Raw genomic sequence first — 19,280 nt, forward strand, 5'->3', positions numbered from 1 at the left:
AAGTTTTATTCCAAAACATAAAAAACATTAGTTCAATATATAGATTTCAAAAAAAGGCTTTCCCAGGTATCTTCAAAGATACTTGAGAAAGCCTCTTTAAGTGGTGCTAAGAATGGCCTATCCGCCGATAGCCAGAGCGCTGAATATAACAGGTCCCACCACTGTAGCAATGGAGTCCGCATCCTGGTTCTCTACAATCAGCTGATAGTTCTGCACACCGGACGGGACGTTGATATCTACCATATGCAGCGAAATAATACCGTCGTCATTGAAGTTCTCTTCAAGCTCTACCCGAGCATAGAATATTTCGGTGCCTGCCCGCCAGATGCGGACCAGCACATTAGGAGTATCCAGAGTAACATCCACGCCGATGGTGGCTTTCAGTTCAACCTTATTGGGAAAATGTCCTGGAACTGCCGGATCGATATGAACCGACGTTCCTGCAATCTGTATACCTGCCGGAGAAATAGGGACGGGTATGGAAACCCCGTTAGTAATAGGTGTAACTACAGAGGCGTTATAATCTAACAGTATTTTGGCCAAAGTGTATCACTCCTTTTCATATTCTACTAAAGTATATGTAAAATATGAAAAAGAGCTTGTGCACCTGTCCGCGCGTTAACGTGCGTTGCTAGAGTTTACTGCCGGACGCCTCCCGCCCTTATGCCCATGCCCGAGATAGAGTCTGGAGAGTACCGGAGAGCGTACAGCCCACATGGCCACTAGCAGCGGCACGCCCACACCGATCAGCGTAAAGGGGATCAACCCGTAATCCGCGCCGAGCAGATATTTCAGGCTGTAATTCAGTGGCAGATGCAGGTACATGATCGCAATAGAGTTGCGCCCCAGGCTGCCCATCCAATCCAGCGGAACAAGCTGCACCAGCCGGTACACCCCGGCGCAAATGGTCAACGAGACCAGCAGCGGTACTGCGAGATCCAGCACGAGTGACGTATATTCCTTGTATTTCATATTCAAGCTGTACTGAATAATTCCCCTCCGTTCCAGCAGCAGCACAAGGCCGCACAACGGGAGCAGCACCAGGAGCGCCGAATAGCGGCGGATCAGCGCAGGGATCAACTTTTTGCCGTAGAAGCCAATGGCATAATAAGTGATGGCGAGCAGCGACACATCAATGTTCCAGGGAAGGTTGAAGTTCTTGAGCGAGGTCAGGGAGATCACATGAGAGAGGAGGTAAGCAGAGGCAATTATTAGAAATTGGATACTGCGGGAAAAACGGACGATATATCCGAACAGCAACTGGGTGAACAGCAGGCAGGTGATGAACCAGAACACCCCGTAAGGCCCCGTGAGCGACAATCCCCCGTAGAGCAGCCTCGCTACATTCTCTGCGAACCCCTTAAGATTCAGGTTGAACACCAGCAGCACTGCCGCAATCAGGAGTCCGTAGGCAAAATAGGGAGTCATCAGCCCCCGTGTCCGCTTCACTGCCCAGCGCAGATAACGTCCGGGTTCGACCGGCTTAAACAGCAGCCCGCTAAGCATGAAGAACAAAGGCATCCGGAACCAGGACAAATAATGGTTCGCTGCCGCATCGCCCGAGTGGCCCATAACGACAAATATAATACTGAATCCCTTGGCGGCATCAATCCATAATTCGCGTGGTTTGTTCACTGTCTACTCCCATCTCCTCCCAAATAAGTTGTAATTTAAAGTAATTATAAGAGGGTTTGTTTTTATTTTCAAACTTCAGTGAAATATTTCAGCGTTATTTCTGAAAGGATATTCCCTTAACAACGGAGCAGACTCTGTAAAAATAAGTCCTTCTGCCTAGGCGGGGGACGATGTCCCCTCCGGGCCCACAAATAGGGCTAAAGTCCGGCGGTGTTGCCGGTGACTTAGCGGGCAGGAAAAACGGCTGGTAGGGTGCAAGAAGTAGGAGGCGGGATGCCAAATGTAATCGGTTTTTCGATTACATTTGGACCACGCGCCTCCGTAGCGAATGTAATCGGTTTTTCAATTTGGTACTGGAGATGCTGATTAATGAGTACCAGGAGTGTTGATTGGAAGGTGGGGAGCGCTGAGCACTTAGTGCCGGAGGAAGCGTTAAGCTGGCGGAGTGTGGTTAGTCCGGAATTGAATTGCGTGGTTCGTGCGTTAGAATGGCGTGGCATCAGTAGCGTGCAGTACATGGCATCAGTAGCCTGGCAGACAGCGCAAGGGCCACCCGCTGCCGGATGGCCCCTCCTCACACATTACTTAATACAAATGACAAGCCACCTGATGGCCTGAATCCAGCTCCCGCAGCAGCGGCGCTTCCGACTTGCAGCGGTCCATCGCATGCGGACAACGGGGGTGAAAGGCACAGCCCGTGGGCGGTGTCTCCGGGTTCGGAACATCCCCGGTCAGGATGATGCGCTGCTTTTTCAGTCCCGGATTCGGTACCGGAACGGCAGACATCAGCGCCTGCGTATAAGGATGCAGCGGCTTTGCGAAGAGCGCCTTGGTCGGCGCAAGCTCGACAATCCGCCCCAGGTACATGACCGCCACCCGGTCGCTGATGAACTTCACAACCGACAGGTCATGCGAAATGAACATATAAGTAAGGCCGTATTGCTCCTGCAGATCCTGCATCAGATTCAGCACCTGGGCCTGGATGGAGACATCCAGTGCCGATACCGGCTCATCGCAGACAATGAACTTCGGATTCAGCGCAAGCGCACGGGCAATCCCGATCCGCTGCCGCTGGCCGCCGGAGAATTCATGGGGAAAACGGTGAGCCTGATAGGGGGACAGACCCACCACCTCCATCAGCTGCTCAACCCTGCCTCGCAGCTCGCCGGCGGGAGCCGATCCGTGGGTACGGAGCGGTTCCTCCAGAATGCGCTGGACAGTCCAGCGGGGGTCGAGCGAAGCATAAGGGTCCTGGAACACCATTTGCATATCGGTACGGAACTTGCGGAGCTGCTCGGTATTCAGGCTGCGCACATCGGTACCGGCGAACACAATCTCGCCTTCTGTCGGCTCAATCAGCCGCAGAATAGCCCGTCCGGTGGTCGATTTCCCGCAGCCGGATTCTCCAACCACAGCCAGGGTCTCTCCCTGCTCAACGGATAGGGTAATGCCGTCAACGGCTTTGACTGCTCCGACCTGCTTAGAGAAGAAGCCTTTGCGGATCGGATAATGCTTTTTCAGATTGCGGACTTCCAGTAATGTGGTCATAGAACCCCCTCCTGCTGCAGGATACAGCGGCATGTATGGCCTGGCTGCACCTCAAGCAGCTCCGGGAGCTGCTCCCGGCAGCGGTCCACCGCTACAGGACAACGCGGCGCGAACCGGCAGCCGGGCGGCAGGCTGGCCGGATTCGGCACCTGGCCCGGAATCGAGCTGAGACGGTCCTCATCCCCCGCCAGCTGGGGCAGGGAAGCCAGCAGCCCTTGCGTATACGGGTGCAGCGGCTGGCTGTACAGAGTAGCCACATCTGTCTCCTCGACAATCTGACCCGCGTACATGATAACGACCCGGTCGCACATCTCGGCAACGACTCCCAGATCATGTGTGATCATCAGGATCGACATGCCCTCATTCTTTTGCAGGTCCCGCATCAGATCAAGGATCTGGGCCTGAATGGTCACATCCAGCGCTGTCGTCGGCTCATCGGCAATGAGCAATTGGGGACTACAGACCATCGCCATCGCAATCATTACCCGCTGCCGCATCCCGCCGGAGAGCTGATGGGCATACTGCTGGGCAATCTTCTCCGGGCGGGGAATTCCCACCTTGCGCAGCATCTCCACCGCCCGAGCGTCGGCTTCCTTCTTGCTCAGCTTCAGATGATAACGGGCGGATTCGGAGATCTGGCGCCCGATTTTGAACACCGGATTCAGCGAGGTCATCGGCTCCTGAAAAATCATCGCAATCCGGTTCCCACGGATGCTCCGTACCTCTTTTACCGACATCTCCAGCATATCCTTGCCCTCAAAGCGGATGTGGCCGGAAGCAATCCGGCTGATCCGCTTAGGCAGCAGCTGCATGATCGAGAGTGAGGTGATGCTTTTGCCGCAGCCGGATTCACCGACAATGCCCAGCGTCTCTCCCTTGCGCACTGACAGACTGATGCCGTCCACCGCACGGATCGTACCCGCCGCTGTCTGGAATTCGGTGCATAGCCCTGATACCTCCAGCAGTTCTGTCATGATTGCCCCTCCTCCTACCCCAATTTATTATTCCTCTTCTTATTCCTCTTCTTCCACACCCAGATATTTAAGCGCCGTCAAAGCATACACCTTCGCACACTGGATAATCTGCCAGACGGGAGCCTTCTCGTTAAAATTATGAATCGTAGACAGCTCGGCCGGGCCATATTGCAGCACAGGAATGTTATGCGTGCGGAAATGGCGCGCATCGCTGGAGGCCCATTGCAGCACCCCGTAGGCTTCTTCCCCGCTCACCTCACAGATACTCTCAACCAGATCCTTGACCACCGGCTCCTCACTCGGGGTCCAGTTGGCATTGCCCTGGAAGCCGAAGCCCTTCACCTCGGATTCAATGCCGGCTTCAAGCAGCAGGGAGCGGGCACGGTCCAGCACATCCCGGTAGTCTACCCCGAACGGTACACGGGAATCGACCTGAATGCTGCAGCGGTCTGCTACTACGTTCACCTTGGTTCCGCCCTGAATCGTTCCGATGTTCACCGTCACATGGTCGAATACCTGATAGGCGAGGGAATCTCTTTCTTCGCTGCCTTTCACATACTCCTGCGAGATGCGGATAATCTCCCGGACTTCTTCGGGAATGTCCACTTTGATATCCCATAGCCGCTGTAAGGCTTCAATGCCCTTGGCTGCCTTCACAATGGCGCTGTCTCCAACCACTGGCGACAGGCTGCCGTGACCCGGTGTGCCTTCGACGGTGAATTCGAACCAGCAGCTGCCCTTTTGCCCGATGGTCGGGTTCAGCGGGCCGGAAGGCTCGGCAATCACCGCAGCGGTTCCGGTAATCAGGCCGCGCTCCAGCACCCAGGGAACTCCAAGATGACCTCCGGTCTCTTCATCAGGCACGATCAGCAGGGACAGATCCCCTTGCAGCGGAACGCCCAGCTTCGACAGCAGTGCAGTGACGTAGATTAACCCGGCCAGACCCGCCTTCATATCCGAAGCGCCTCTGCCCAGCAGATAGCCGTCCACGATATCGCCGCAGAACGGATCGAAATCCCAGCGCGAGCGGTCTCCCGCCGGAACGACATCGGTATGTCCGCAGTAGATCAGCTTTTTGCCGGTACGCTCTTCTGCTCCAGCGCCCAGGGTGGACACCAGATTGAACATGGTTTCAGTCGCCGGATAGATCGAAGTGTCGATCCCGGCTTCCTTCAGATAACTAATAATATAAGCGCTGATCTCCCGCGAATCGCCCGGCGGATTCTCCGAAGGGAATTGGATCAGCTTAGAGCACAACTCCAGCAGCTCCTCCTGCCCGGCATCTATGGCCTCCAGCACCTTGCTTTTCCAGTCCGTCATGGGTTACGAATTCTCCTTTTTGTTCCCCTCGCAGGGGACCGCTTGAATTTGTGACAAGAAGAGGGACGAAGCCCAGGGCTTGTCCGCTCTCTTTTAGCCAAACCTGCTTATTCTGTAATCGACAGCGGATAGAAACGGATCACTTCATCCGGGTAGAAGGCGTAGCCGCTGATCTTGTTGCTCATACCGACAATGCGGTTATATTCGTAGAGATACGCCCAAGGTGCTTCTGTCGTGATGATCTCCTGAGCCTGCTTGTAGAGCTCTGTGCGCTTCGCCGTATCTGTCTCCAGGTTCGCCTGCTCCCACAGCTTGTCTACTTCAGCGTTCTGGTAGTTGATATAGTTGGAAGAGCCCTTGCCGTACAGCAGGAAGCCGAGGTGATAGCCGGGATCATTGACGAATGAAGTCCATTTAGAGATATAAGAGGTCAGATTATTGGTCTTCTGCTGCTCCAGGAACTGGGCACGGGCCAGCTTGTTGATCTTCATGTTGACTCCGATTTTGGCCAGCTCGGCCTGGATCAGGACCGCATCATCTTCCCAGTCATCGAAGCCGGAGCCCAGCGTGAAGTCGAAGTCAAAGCCCTTCTCATAGCCTGCTTCCTTCAGCAGCGCCTTGGCCTTGTCGAGATTGTACTCATACACATAGCCTGCATCAGTGAAGCCTGGTGTGTTGCTCGCTACCGCACTCTTCATCTGCTTGGCCTGGCCGTACATGACCCCGCTCAGCAGCTGATCGTAAGGAATCGCATAGTTGATCGCCTGACGGACTTTTACATTATCGAATGGCTTAACCTTGTTGTTCATGGCGAAGAACAGAATCCGGTTACTCGCATTGGAAGCGACCGTCAGCGCCGAATTGCTCTCGAGCGTGGATACATCCTTCGGAGGAATCTCAATCGCCATGTCTACATCGCCCTTACCCAGCAGCAGCACGCGGTTCGAGGCTTCCTTGGTGAACTTCAGAGTTACCTTGCCGAGGCTTGGCGCACCCTGCCAGTAGCTATCATTAGCGGTGAAAACAGCTTCGGTAGCCGGGTCCCACTTCGTAAGCTTGAACGGGCCGGAGCCGGCCGCATTCGTCTTCAGGTAGTCTGCCCCCTGCGCTTCTACCGTCTTCTGGTCCACGATGGAGAAAGTGTACATTGCCAGAATCTGCAGGAAATTATGATTGGCATTGGTCAGAGTTACTTCAACCGTCGAAGGGTCTTTTACCGCAACCGATTTAATGGATGCCATACCGTAGAGGAAGCTGCCGGAGCTGGACTTCGCCACACGTTCAAAAGAGTACGCCACCGCCTCGGCATCCACCGGATTGCCGCTCTGGAAGCTCACGCCGGATTTCAGCTTGAACGTATACACCGTGTTGTCAGCATTCACTTCCCAGCTCTCTGCGAGCATGGGCTTGATATCTTCGGTATTGGCGATGCTGGCGCCATTCTCGGTCTTGATGCCGTAGGTGACCAGCTGATCATAAGCGGCCAGCACAAGCGTATCGGAGGTCAGATCATTGGCTTCCGCCGGGTCGAGCGTGGTGCCGCCCTCGGAATAGGCCACCGTCAGGTTCTTTTTGACCGGGGCTGCGGTTGCTGCCGTATCTGTTCCCGCCGAAGTGGCAGCAGGGGTCTGCGGATTGGCGCTGCTGGCGCATCCGGCAAGCATGATTGAAAAAGCGACGAGTGTGGACAACAGTTTAACTTTTTTCATCGGTAATTCCTCCCTTTTCTATATCCTGCCTGCATAACAACTACTTGTGCTGCTGATGATTGTCTGCCGCCCTGCGTTCCAGCTGACATTAATCTATCTATCTATATCAGGGATGGGGCAGCCTTGGGGGATTCCCCTGCTACGCCTCATTTCCCCGAACGCAACCGCGGGTCAAGCACATCCCGGAAGCCGTCTCCGAGTAAGTTGAAGCCTAAGATAGAGGTGGCAATGCCGAGGCCTGGAAAAGTAACCAGCCACCATTGCCCGGAAATGATATATTCCCGGCCTTCAGAGATCATCGCGCCCCATTCGGCAATCGGGGGTCTGACCCCCAGCCCCAGGAAGCTGAGACTGGACGCGGTCAGGATGGCGAAGCCCATCCCGAGCGTAGCCTGCACCATTAGCGGAGCCAAGGCATTCGGCAGAATGTGGCGGTACAGAATGACTCTATCCTTCACTCCAATGGCGCGGCTGGCCTCGATATACTCCTTCTCCCGCAGCGAGACCGTCTGGCCGAACATCAGCCGGGCGAATTCGGGAATGCCGACAATGCCGACGGCGATCATTGCGCTGCTGAGTCCGGCGCCGATCGAGGCGGCAATCGCCATCGACAAGACCAGTGACGGGAAGGACAACAATACATCCATCACCCGCATGATGATGGTTCCGGTCCGGCCGCCGTAGTAAGCGGCAATCCCGCCCAGCGGCATCCCGATCAGAAAGGAGATCGAGACCGCGATCAGGCCGGTCCAGATACTGATCCGTGCGCCGTACAGCACCCGGCTGAGAATATCCCGGCCGAAGTTGTCGGTTCCGAACCAGTGGCTGCCGGAGGGCGGCTGCAGCTTGCTCGCCATATCCGTGACGAACGGATCATGCGGAGCCAGCCAAGGGGCGAAGATGGCTACCATAGTCCAGATCAGGATGAAGGTCAGCCCGATGGCCGCCAAGCGGTTGTGCAGCAGCAGAGATAATAGGGTCCGGGGCTTAGCCTGTGCGGGCTTCGCCGGGCTGCCCTGTGCTGAATGTGCTGCAGTGCTCACAAGCAATCTCCTCCTTTCACACAAGCTGTTCTATTCATAACGGATTCTCGGGTCGATGAGCCCGTAGATCAGGTCGACCGCCAGGTTAATTCCGCAGTAGAGCACGGCACTGACCAGGGTGAACGCCTGGATCGGCGCGTAATCCGCCGCGAGTATGGAGTCGGTGACATAGCCGCCGATTCCCGGCCAGGAGAAGATCGTCTCCGTGATGACCGCGCCGCCCATCAGGAAGCCGAACTGGAGTCCGAGCACTGTTAGCGTGGGAATCAGCGCATTGACCAGTGCGTGCTTGTAGATGACGGCCGATTCCCGCAGACCCTTGGCCCGGGCGGTGCGGACGAAATCCTGATCGACCACCTCCAGCATGCTGGAGCGGGTCATCCGGGCGATGATCGCCATCGTGCCGGTACTAAGGCAGATCGCCGGAAGCAGCAGATGCGCGAGACTGCTTTTGAATGCGGCGGTATCTGCGGAGAGCAGACTGTCCAGTACGTACAGCCCGGTGATATGCACCGGCGGGTTAAGATCCCCGCTGATCCGTCCCATCGGCGCCGGTGCCCAGCCCAGAATGGAGTAGAAGATATAGATGAACATCAGTCCGAGCCAGAAGATCGGCACACAAGCACCTATCAGGGAGAACACACGCGAGATATGATCCAGCAGGGATTCCTTACGGGTAGCAGCCACAATGCCTACCGGAATGGCGATTAGAACCGCAATCAGGATGCTGGCCAGAGTCAGCTCAATCGTAGCCGGGAAGCGCGAGGTCAGGTCACTTGCGACCGAATGTCCGGTGTGATAGGCATAGCCGATATCGCCTTGCAGCAGCTGCCCGATGTAAGCGAAGAACTGGATATACAGCGGCTTGTCCAGCCCCATATCCTGGCGGATCTTGTTCACAATCTCCTCTGGAGCCTGCTCTCCGGCCAGCATAATCGCAGGATCGCCCGGCAGGACTCTCGACAGGATGAAGGTAATGACGATAATGCCGAGCAAGGCTGGAATCATCTGCACCAATCTTTTTAATGTATAAGCAAACAATGAATCAACCCCCTTACGACTTCTGTGCCAATGATGCTGCGCCTTAGCTTTCGAACAACTTCCGCTCTCATGTCAGGTACTGCGTGTTTCCTTTGCCTTATTAAAGTGTTGAGCTAATTCTACATAGAATTTCACAGCCCCTCTACGTCCCGTTCAGCTAAAAAAATGCACAACCGTTTGTCGGTTGTGCACTATCAAGGACTACGAATGTTACATTTACTCACATGACATTCCAGAATTCTTCCAACGACGCCTATTTTTCCTGGAGGTAGTAGTAAATCAGGCACAAATGACAGACGAACTGCTCGCGCGGATCATTCAGATCGAAGCCGGTGATATCCCGAATCCGCTCCAGCCGGTATTTAACGGAGTTGCGGTGGATATAGAGGCTGTTCGCTGTCTCAATCAGACTGCCCCGGCATTCCAGATAATGATAGAAGGTCAGCAGCATATTGCTGTCATGCTCCTGGTCGTATTGCAGCAGCTTGCCCAGCTTACGCTCGAACAGCCGCTCGAATCCGGGACCGCCAAGCCCCTCCAGCAGATGATAGACCTCCATCTCTTCATAGCGGGTGATCCCGCCGGGACCTTGCCCCAGCCTTCTGGAGATGGACAGCGCTTTGCGCGCCTCGTTGTAGCTGGTGTGGATGTCCCACAGATATTCCGAGGTGCCGATGCCGCAGCGGTAGGTGCTTAAGCCTTCTGTCTTGTCCTCCAGCCAGCCGCGCAGCGTATTCTCCCACGGCTCCTCTGCGTCACCGCCCGGCGTGAACCTGCGCCCCTCCTGCGTAGGCAGGAACAGCACCGCCCGGCTCGAACGGTACTCTGCGTGCGGTGTGACCCCGCGCTTCTTCGCCTCCCGCTCCAGCAGCCGGTTCACCGTCTCCTCGCTCGGCGCCGTCTCCCCTTCAATGACGGCCACCTCCCACTTGTGCTCCGGGTTCATCCCGAGCTGGCGGGCCCGCCGCTGGACCTCATGTCTCGACGGCAGCGGTGGAGTCAGCAGCTCATCGATGAAGTTGCCGCGCAGCCGGAATTCCGTATCCTCGGCTACCTTACGCCGCATCAGTTCAAGGGCAAAGACAAGCCGGGCCTGCTCGATGCCCACCTCTTCCATATCATCGAGCCGCTCCTTGTGGACGAGCAGTCGGGCAACCGTCCGGCGGTCCACATGGATGTTCCAGCTCAGCGGTGCGGCGCTCTGAGTCCAGTCATAATCTGCCGGTGAGGATACAATAATCTTCCGCTCCGTATCCACGAGTGCCACCGGGGCCTTAAGGAACTCCGCCACACTATCGCTGACCGCCTGAATGCCGCTGTTCTCCAGCACCATGGTGGTCAGCGTGCGGTAGACCTCCTCCGCCCGGCGCAGCAGCATCGCCTGCCGCCCCAGCAGCAGCTCCATCACCGGCTGGGTGATATCCGTGTAGGGAATCTCGGGCGGAATTTCCACAATAGGCAGACCGCAGGCATTGCTGGCCTCGATGGCTCCCTGCGGGATCTCCTTCAGGAAGCGGGCCGGCTTGATCGCCAGCGCCGCTGCGCCCAGATTATCGAGCGTGTAGATCACCTCGGTCAGCAGTGAAGGATCATGCCGGATCGAATAGGCTGTCGTCAGCAGCATCACCCCTTCGCTGATCCAGCCCTTCAGATCCGGAACCTCCATAATATCGACGAACCGCACCACCCGGTCCAGCCCCTGCTTCCCGCTGATGACCTTCGCTTTCCCTAGAACCGAGAGCTCCATTAGCTCCCGCAGCGTAATTCCTCGTGTATTCACCCTTCCGCCTCCCTCTGCTGTCTTCAGTATTTCATGATTTTTCCTGAAATATGCCACATCTCTGCCGCCAGCCACTTTTTGCGTTCCCGCTAGTTTATCAGAGATTCCCGCCGAGCCACAGGAAAATCATATCCAGTTGGCGATATTTTCGGTGTGAAAACGCATTAGGAATAAATTGGATGAGGGCGGAAGAATGAGAAGCGATTGCAAGAGGCGGAGTGGATCAAAAGGATCTATCTCTCACCAACTCCCAAATGGCCGCTCCTATAGTCCCTACGTCTCTGCCCCCTCCCCCACCAATTACGAGCGTGGAGCACGTTTCGCCGGATTCGGAGGGATTTATCCCTTTGGTTACGGACGGCAGATGTATGCAGATATGTTACCTATGGCAAAGTGCTCTAACCCATTTAGTTACTCAACATCTTCTGGCTCTTTCCCATCCTATAGCTATTGTCCATACTCTCTATGTACCTGACCAACTATAACTCACTAGGTTACTCTCCTAACTAGCTGTTCTATTCAGCACAGCTAAGCTCAACAATTCGACGGATCTGTAAGTAACCGTTCCCTAATTTGTCTCCCCTCCCATTCACTGAACACATGAAATGCCAAATGTTACTCAAAAGATACTCATCCACGCCGCCCCACTCTCCTGCTTCCCCAAAGCTCTCCCCCGCCAATACTCCCCTCATAGTCAATCTGCCCAATTCAGGGGCACTAATGCTTCTCATTCGCTCCTTTTGCCCGCATACGCCGAATTCAGGGGCACTTGTGCTCCTCATTCGCTCCTTTTGCCCGCATACGCCGAATTCAGGGGCACTTGTGCTTCTCATTCTCTCCCTTTGCCCGCTTACGCCGAATTCAGGGGCACTTAATGCTTCTCATTCGCTCCTTTTGCCCGCATACGCCGAATTCAGGGGCACTAATGCTTCTCATTCGCTCCTTTTGCCCGCATACGCCGAATTCAGGGGCACTTGTGCTCCTCTAATCCCCTAACCACAAAGAAGCGTCCCCTGCCCTGAGCCAGGAGGAACGCTTTGAAGAGATCAGCTATTAGTTTGCCACACATTGATTTTCACGCATTATTTGCCACACATTGCCTACATACGTACTCTGCCCCACACTTACAGGAAAAGCGAGTTTCAACAAACCGTCCAACACAAGGCTAACTACGAGCGGCGCACATCTCCCGCAGCAGAAGTTCCTGAAGCAGAAGCTGACGCTGAGGCAGCCGCACCGAGGCAAAGAATCGGATCGAACGCGCGAATGCCCAGCCGTTCTTCCAGCTCCGCCGCCAGCCCGATGGTGGCGAAGCCGGTGCACGCCAGCACCAGAACTTCGGCGCCGCGCTCCACGAGCCGGGCGGCACCGGCCAGCGCGCCTGCCCGTCCGGCGGGCGTGCCCAGATCCAGCGTGGTCGTCACGCCGTCGGGGCGGTCCATGCCAATATAAGCCCCGCCGAGAATGCCGCGGATGAGCGGCGGCACCTCTTCCAGAATCGTCAGCACGCCCACCCGGTTGCTGTACGCCATAGCCATATGGGCCGCGCAGGAGCCTGCTCCCAGCACAGGAACATTCACCGCCTCTCTGGCTTCTGCCAAGGCCGGATCAGCAGCACAGCTGATGCCGATTGCCGTGCAGCCCTGCTGCTCCAGTTCCCGCGCAAGTGAGATAATCTTCGGAATGGATTCCGCCTCTGTCTGCGCATCATACACACCCTGAGGCTGATCCGGGATGCAGCGGCTTATCACCGGCAGACCGTACCGCCGCTCAATAAGATCCCCATGTAACTGAATTGCAGAGCTCTCCTGCAATGTAATAACACGTATGATTCCAAGCATCCTGTCTCCCCCTACTCCAGTAAAGTGCATGAATGCCTCTTGTAGCAATAACAGCAATTACAGCAATTCCCCAGCCTGCATAATCAGCTTGTCGTCGATGTACACATCCGGCTTCATGACTACAGCGTCAATATGTACGCCAGCCGCCACAACTCCGCCGAACGTATTATTGCTGCCAAAAGCCACATGGATCGTCCCGTACACCTTCTCATCCTCCAGCACCACGCCCGTGATCCGGGCCTTGTTGTTGGTCCCGATCCCGAATTCGCCAAGCAGCCTGCCATCGCCATCTCCAAGCATGTCCAGCAGCTTCCCGCCATGCTCCCCGTCGGCATGAACCAGCCGGCCATGCTCCACGGTCAACACCATCGGGCCGTCCAAAGCACCGATCCCTGCAACCGAGCCATCCACTTTAATCTGGCCCGTAGCAGTGCCTTCCAGCGGCGCAATATAAGCTTCACCGGAGGGCAGATTGCCGGACTCTCCCGGATTTAGATATAATCCGGTACTGAGAATACCATCCCGGCCGTCAATAGAGAAACTAAGAACCAGACCTTCCTTCTCCACACGCACCCGGCTGCCCGCAGACAATAGCGCAGCAACCTGCTCGGTCAGTGCCTTAACCTGCCCATAATCCGCAGTAATCGCCCCGTGGCTGAACATATCATCGGTGATTCCCGGCATGGTCGCTACCCGGGTTCCCGCTGCGGCTGCCTGCTTGCGCGCCGCCGTATGTGTCATCGAGTGGGTCGTAATACATACGGCCACATCTGCCTTAGCCATAGCTTCGGCAACCGGAGCCGGTGGCTCCTCCCCCGATCTGCTCCGCGGCTGCATGACCAGCAGCATCGATTCCGCTCCCAGCCGCTTGCCTGCCTCATAGACCGACTCGGCCAGATCACGCTTATCATCGTCGGCTACTACAGCCAGCAGTTCTCCGCTGGCAAGCCCGAGACAATCCTTAAGAACATTCATGCTAATTCCGATTCTTGCTTCACTCATCTTCATTTCCTCCCGAATTACACCATTTCTGCTACCAGCTTGCCCATCAGGGCATTGGACAGCACGGCGGGCACTCCTGCGGAGGCCGCCCACTGTCTATGCTGCTCCACATATCCCATACAGTCAAGTACGATCACGTCCGCATGATCCTGCAGACGCTCTGCTGCGGCGCGAAAATCCGCTTCCGTACCCGTATAAGGTGAAGCCGCTGCGAACGGAAGCCGCACTCCGGCTCCTGCGAATTTCTCAATCATTGCGTCCTCCTGCTCGGGCAAAGGGCCAATCAATCCCAGACGGCGCCCGTCCAGCATTGCCTGCACGACCGGCGGGATGATCCGATCCGGCTCAATCAGATGGGCAACAGATGTATGCAGCCCCGGAAAAACTCCTGTGCAAGCCAGCAGGATCGTCCGAATCCCAGCGGCTTCCATAGCATCAATCTTCCCTTGCAGAACAGACTGTATCCGCTCCCGGGAGATCACCGCAGCAGACCCGTCTGTCATACGGGTGGTCAGCACATACTCCCCCGGGGCCGGATTGTAGTACTCCTTAACCTGTTCAGCCGTGAACCCGTCCAGCACCCCGGATTGTACCAGTCCCGCCTTGCCTTCCAGGTATTTCTCAATGATAGGCGCGACATCCTGCCTGGGAGCTTGCCCAATTGTAATCAGCCCGATATTCTTCATCCTTATCCCTCCAGACGCTATGGGTTACAGCCAAGCTGTGTTAACCTGTGCTAACAGAGCAGGCGCTGAAGAAAGCTCAGCGCCTGACTGTACATGTACATCTGTTATCTTGTTAGTGAGAAATGACTGCCGGTTTACCAAGCGTTTGCAGCACACTCATGGAGCCGTACAGCTCAGTAATTTTGGCAAACTCTGCTTCGTTGTAGAAAGCGCATGTGCCCTGCGTTACTTCCTTGGCCGTCTCGATAGCAAAACGCACCGCTTGAGCAATATCCACCTCATGGCTGGCACCAGTACCGCAGCCCGGAACCATAGACTGGGCAGTAATCGCAAGGCCCACCACCGGAGCAGAGGTAGCTACCGCAGGCTGAAGAATGGAATTGATATGATACAGCCCGTTGCCGTAAGGGGTAATATCCTGAGTCGTTACTGGAAAGGTAACCGGATACTGCCCTGTCGTCATTTCCTTGATCCGCAGCAAATCTTCACTGACCCGCAGAATGTACCCTTCTTTGACAGTCGGCGAGATAGCGATTCCTTTGTGGTTAATCACACGGTTGCCTTTGGTCGTATCAATCGATAGAACCGCTTCCATCTCCGGCAGCACTTCATGTTCATTCATCTGCAGAATATCCACAGGGGAATCCATGAAATCCACCGGCTCGTGCGGCAGGGTCGGAGCACCCGGGCAAATATGAGTGGTCACCAGCACATCCCCCAGCAGCACATCCCCTTTGGTCTGCATGTCTGCCAGCTTCAGCGCAGAAGCAATCGCCGCTACCGCACCGTCTGCATCAGAGACCAGGCCAATCCGGCTCGGGCGCGCCCCGATACCACCCAGTCTGCCGACAATGCCGAACGTTGGGGCAGAGCCGCCGCCAAGCTTGCCTTCGCTGCCCGGAATCGTGATTTTGACGAATTCCGTGCTGCCCTTTTCCCCTTCCACCTTCTGAATCTCAACCTTAACCGCAGGATATTCTGCGAATAACTGCTTGACCTGCTTACCGTTAACATAAGCGCTGTCCAGTGCGTTCAAGACTGTAATCGTTTGATGAAGTGCCATTCTAATTCCTCCCCGGATGCATGCTCATGTTTGTCATGTTTGCATTTATACTATCTCATCCGGCAAAATGTCCACAATGTACCGCCCTGCCAAACTGGAACAGCATTTCTTGTGCTTTGCAGATAAACCTTACGTGTAGCGTACACTCTTGCGGTTCACCATCAATAAATAAAGGTTAATTCTCCCAAGTAGCGAAATGTAACAGGAGACTGATGCTTATTTCAGACAGGAGGTGCTTCATCCAATGAAGCCTGCACATCAGATTAATACGGGCAAGCTGGCCCAAATCATCAGTGAAGAGGCCCGGCGGACGGGATTCTCAGGGGTCGTACAAGTGGCGGAACGGGAGCATGTCCTTGCAGCGGCAGCTTTTGGACTGGCTAATATCGGGGATCTACGGCTCAATCAGGTCCACACCCGCTTCGCTATCGCTTCCGGCAGCAAGCTATTTACCGCCATTGCCGTCTGCCAGCTCGCAGAGCAGGGTTTGTTTTCTTTTGACGCCAAAATACTGGACATCCTGCCGAAGCAGGAATTTCCATTGTTCGACCCAGCGGTCACAGTGCATCAGCTATTGACTCACAGCTCGGGCATACCGGATTACTTCGATGAAGAGGAGATGGAGGATTTCGCGGCACTGTGGAAGGAGACCCCGATGTACACGCTTAGGCGGCCTGCTGATTTCCTCCCGCTGTTCGCTAGGCTTCCTATGAAATTCGCCCCAGGCGGGCGTTTTCACTATAACAATGCAGGATATATTATGCTTGCAATGCTTGTAGAAGCCGTCAGCGGACAGCCGTTCACGGAATATGTAGAACAGCATATTTTTCTGACTTGCGGGATGAAAGATTCCGGCTATTTCACGCTTGATGCGCTTCCGGCCCACACTGCGCAAGGGTACATTGACAGCACCAACGGGCGCAAGACCAGCAACATTTACTCCATTCCGGTAGTCGGAGGCGGGGACGGAGGGGCATTTGTTACGGCGGCGGATATGCATAAGCTGTGGAGCGGCTTGCTTGAACACAAGCTGTTACGGGCAGAGAACACGGCTCTGCTGCTGACACCGCATATTCATGAGCAGAAGGATAGCTATTACGGTTATGGCGTGTGGATACAGGCCGGCCGCAGCGAAAAGGTCCTGAAGTACCATATCATGGGCTACGATCCCGGGATCAGCTTCCATTCCGCCTTCTATCCCGAACGTGGCACAACCGTTACTGCTCTCTGTAACAAAAGTAACGGGGCTTATGTGATGATGTCTGCTATGGAGGACTATCTGCCGGTGGGGTAGACAGAGGGGCCCCAAGGTCAGCCGGATCGCTTCAAATAAAACAAGCCGTACGCCAGCAATATGCTGATTCGTACGGCTTGTTTGTATGAACTGGATTCCAGCGTATTTACTCTGTTTCCGGCTAGTAACGCGTTACCCCATCCTTGGTCACCAGCGCAAAAACCAGCGGCTGCGGCGGAACCGGCTGGGCAGAGATGCGGTAGGCTTCCAGCACTTTGGCTTCGGCCTCCTTCACCTTGCCCTCGCTGGCATCGTTCACATGCAGCACTGCCAGCGTATCGCCTGCGGCCACGGCGTCGCCCACCTTCAGCGAGAGCTGAATGCCGACCGCCAGATCGATCACAGACTCCTTCGTCTCGCGTCCCGCACCGAGCAGCATCGCGGCCACACCGATCTCTTCAGCCTGGATGCTCTCCACATAACCTGCGGCCTCCGCCTTGACCTCGATGAATCGGCGGGCAGCGGGCAAGGTATCAGGAGAATCAATCTGTGAGGCATCGCCGCCTTGGGCCGATACCATCTGCTTGAACTTATCCAGCGCACTGCCGTCCCCGATATGGGACAGCAGTATGGAACGTGCTTCTTCTTCGTCCTTTGCCTTGCCGCCAAGTACGAGCATCTGGCTGCCCAGGATCAGGCAGACCTCCTGCAGATCCTTCGGCCCGTGGCCGTTCAAGGTCTCGATGCCCTCCTTGATCTCCAGGGCATTACCGATGCCGAAGCCCAGCGGCTGGTCCATGTCGCTGATGACCGCTACCGTGTTGCGGCCAAGGTGAGTGCCGATATCTACCATCGCCTGGGCGAGCGCAATGGAATCGTCAAGCGTCTTCATGAACGCACCGCTGCCGGTCTTCACATCCAGCACGATGGCGTCCGCACCTGCGGCAATCTTTTTACTCATGACGGAGCTGGCAATGAGCGGAATGGATTCCACCGTGGCTGTCACATCACGCAGAGCATACAGCTTCTTGTCTGCCGGCGTGATGTTGCCGGATTGGCCGATCACAGCCGCGCCGATCTCGCCCACCTGGGCGAAGAACCGTTCCCGGTCCATCTCCACCGAGAAGCCAGTAATCGACTCCAGCTTATCCAGCGTGCCTCCGGTATGGCCTAGGCCGCGCCCGGACATTTTGGCTACCGGAACTCCGGCCGCTGCAACCAATGGTGCAAGCACAACCGTCGTCTTATCGCCCACGCCTCCGGTAGAATGCTTGTCCACCTTGATGCCCGCAATCGGGCTAAGATCCACCTGGTCGCCGGACATCGCCATCTCCAGGGTCAGGTCGCCGGTCTCCCGCGCATTCATACCGCGGAAATACACAGCCATCGCCCAGGCGGAAATCTGGTAATCCGGGATCTCCCCCTTGCTGTAGCCTTGAATCAGAAAAGCGATTTCTTCACGGCTCAGCTCACCGCCGTCTCTTTTCTTCTGAATGAGATCAACGGCACGCATTAGACCTGCACCTCACGGACGAAGGCACGCACCAATCCGATGAATTTAGGCTTGGTCAGGTTCGCCACTTTTACCACCTGCTCATGGGTGAGCGGCTCTAGCTCATCGCCGATCGCCATGTCGGTGATACAGGTAATGCCGAGCACGCGCAGCTTGCTGTGGCTGGCAACGATAACCTCCGGCACGGTGGACATTCCCACGGCATCGCCGCCGAGATAGGCCAGCATTTTCAGCTCAGCCGGTGTCTCATATGTCGGGCCGCTGATGCCGGCATATACGCCTTCCTGCAGGACAAGCGCTTCACCATCCACACCTGTAACTCCGCCTGCAAGCTTTTTCGCAAGTTCGATATATTCAGGGTCATACGCACTGGACATATCAGGGAATCTTACGCCAAGCTCCGGATCATTCGGTCCGATCAGCGGGTTGTCGCCAGTCATATTGAGGTGGTCGGTAATCAGCATCAGGTCGCCTGCCTTGAACGCTCTGTTCATCCCGCCGCCAGCGTTGGTAATGACAAGAGTGCCGATGCCCAGCTTAGCCATTACATAGACCGGAAGAACTACCTTGCGCATCTCATAACCTTCATAGTAGTGAAAACGGCCCTGCATGATCATTACATCCTTGCCTTCCAGCTTCCCGATCACGAACCGTCCGGCATGGCCTTCTACTGTTGAATGGGGGAAATGCGGAATTTCTTCATAAGGCAGGTAGACTGCATCTTCGATCTGATCGCCCAGATCGCCAAGACCTGAACCCAGAATAAGGCCGATAGCCGGTGTATAACCGCCGAATTTGGACTGAATATAAGCAGCGGCTTCCTTCACTTGAGTGCCGTATGGGACTGTTGTTGGTGTTGTCATAGGTTGATCCTCCCGGATATGAATTGTG

16 protein-coding genes are annotated in these 19,280 nt (G+C 55.7%); 1 reads left to right on the top strand and 15 read right to left on the bottom strand.

What is annotated here, in order from left to right; genetic code table 11:
• Positions 1-117: 117 nt before the first annotated feature.
• The 13 genes from NYE24_RS08845 to NYE24_RS08905 form a co-directional block, all read right to left on the bottom strand.
• Positions 118-543 (bottom strand): hypothetical protein, encoded by a 426-nt coding sequence (locus NYE24_RS08845; RefSeq protein ID WP_051493866.1) that lies wholly within the window; start codon positions 541-543, stop codon positions 118-120.
• A 75-nt stretch (positions 544-618) separates the two neighbouring features.
• Positions 619-1,635, bottom strand: a complete 1,017-nt coding sequence (locus tag NYE24_RS08850; RefSeq protein WP_342478494.1) for an acyltransferase family protein — start codon at positions 1,633-1,635, stop codon at positions 619-621.
• 585 nt (positions 1,636-2,220) lie between these two features.
• Complete coding sequence (locus tag NYE24_RS08855; RefSeq protein WP_342478495.1) at positions 2,221-3,183, bottom strand: dipeptide ABC transporter ATP-binding protein; 963 nt, start codon at positions 3,181-3,183, stop codon at positions 2,221-2,223.
• A complete protein-coding gene (locus tag NYE24_RS08860) occupies positions 3,180-4,157 on the bottom strand; it encodes an ABC transporter ATP-binding protein (protein ID WP_036698274.1) in 978 nt (325 codons plus the stop codon). Before NYE24_RS08860 ends, NYE24_RS08855 begins: the two co-directional genes overlap by 4 nt.
• A 39-nt stretch (positions 4,158-4,196) precedes the next feature.
• Complete coding sequence (locus tag NYE24_RS08865; RefSeq protein WP_341025936.1) at positions 4,197-5,477, bottom strand: ArgE/DapE family deacylase; 1,281 nt, start codon at positions 5,475-5,477, stop codon at positions 4,197-4,199.
• 107 nt (positions 5,478-5,584) lie between these two features.
• The gene (locus NYE24_RS08870; protein WP_341184894.1) at positions 5,585-7,186 is read right to left on the bottom strand and encodes an ABC transporter substrate-binding protein; all 1,602 of its coding nucleotides are present in this window, start codon (positions 7,184-7,186) and stop codon (positions 5,585-5,587) included.
• Positions 7,187-7,332: 146 nt separating this feature from the next.
• Positions 7,333-8,154, bottom strand: coding sequence for an ABC transporter permease (locus tag NYE24_RS08875; RefSeq protein ID WP_341185258.1), 822 nt, complete (start codon positions 8,152-8,154; stop codon positions 7,333-7,335).
• Positions 8,155-8,259: 105 nt separating this feature from the next.
• Positions 8,260-9,270, bottom strand: coding sequence for an ABC transporter permease (locus NYE24_RS08880; protein WP_342478496.1), 1,011 nt, complete (start codon positions 9,268-9,270; stop codon positions 8,260-8,262).
• A 253-nt stretch (positions 9,271-9,523) separates the two neighbouring features.
• A complete protein-coding gene (locus NYE24_RS08885) occupies positions 9,524-11,050 on the bottom strand; it encodes a PucR family transcriptional regulator ligand-binding domain-containing protein (protein ID WP_342478497.1) in 1,527 nt (508 codons plus the stop codon).
• A 1,169-nt stretch (positions 11,051-12,219) separates the two neighbouring features.
• Positions 12,220-12,891 carry an aspartate/glutamate racemase family protein gene (locus NYE24_RS08890; protein WP_076154392.1) on the bottom strand — a complete coding sequence of 224 codons (672 nt, stop codon included), beginning with the start codon at positions 12,889-12,891 and terminating at the stop codon, positions 12,220-12,222.
• Between the two features lie 57 nt (positions 12,892-12,948).
• Positions 12,949-13,893 carry an aminopeptidase gene (locus NYE24_RS08895; protein WP_076154393.1) on the bottom strand — a complete coding sequence of 315 codons (945 nt, stop codon included), beginning with the start codon at positions 13,891-13,893 and terminating at the stop codon, positions 12,949-12,951.
• Between the two features lie 17 nt (positions 13,894-13,910).
• A complete protein-coding gene (locus NYE24_RS08900) occupies positions 13,911-14,579 on the bottom strand; it encodes an AroM family protein (RefSeq protein WP_036698285.1) in 669 nt (222 codons plus the stop codon).
• A 112-nt stretch (positions 14,580-14,691) separates the two neighbouring features.
• Positions 14,692-15,642: a DUF1177 domain-containing protein gene (locus tag NYE24_RS08905; protein WP_036698286.1), complete on the bottom strand. Its 951-nt coding sequence runs from the start codon at positions 15,640-15,642 to the stop codon at positions 14,692-14,694.
• 244 nt (positions 15,643-15,886) lie between these two features.
• On the opposite strand from NYE24_RS08905, the gene NYE24_RS08910 reads away from it, so the two are divergent.
• On the top strand, positions 15,887-16,936 hold the full coding sequence (locus NYE24_RS08910) for a serine hydrolase domain-containing protein (RefSeq protein WP_036698288.1): 1,050 nt from the start codon (positions 15,887-15,889) through the stop codon (positions 16,934-16,936).
• A 121-nt stretch (positions 16,937-17,057) separates the two neighbouring features.
• Here the strand turns inward: NYE24_RS08910 and NYE24_RS08915 are convergent, their stop codons facing one another.
• Together NYE24_RS08915 and NYE24_RS08920 are read right to left on the bottom strand one after the other, a co-directional pair.
• On the bottom strand, positions 17,058-18,389 hold the full coding sequence (locus NYE24_RS08915) for a pyrimidine-nucleoside phosphorylase (RefSeq protein ID WP_341025947.1): 1,332 nt from the start codon (positions 18,387-18,389) through the stop codon (positions 17,058-17,060).
• Positions 18,389-19,252 (bottom strand): purine-nucleoside phosphorylase, encoded by an 864-nt coding sequence (locus NYE24_RS08920; RefSeq protein ID WP_051493867.1) that lies wholly within the window; start codon positions 19,250-19,252, stop codon positions 18,389-18,391. The genes NYE24_RS08915 and NYE24_RS08920 overlap by 1 nt, the downstream gene beginning before the upstream one ends.
• Positions 19,253-19,280 lie beyond the last annotated feature (28 nt).

This window comes from Paenibacillus sp. FSL H7-0350 (assembly GCF_038593195.1).
In the GTDB taxonomy this organism is placed as follows: domain Bacteria; phylum Bacillota; class Bacilli; order Paenibacillales; family Paenibacillaceae; genus Paenibacillus_AQ.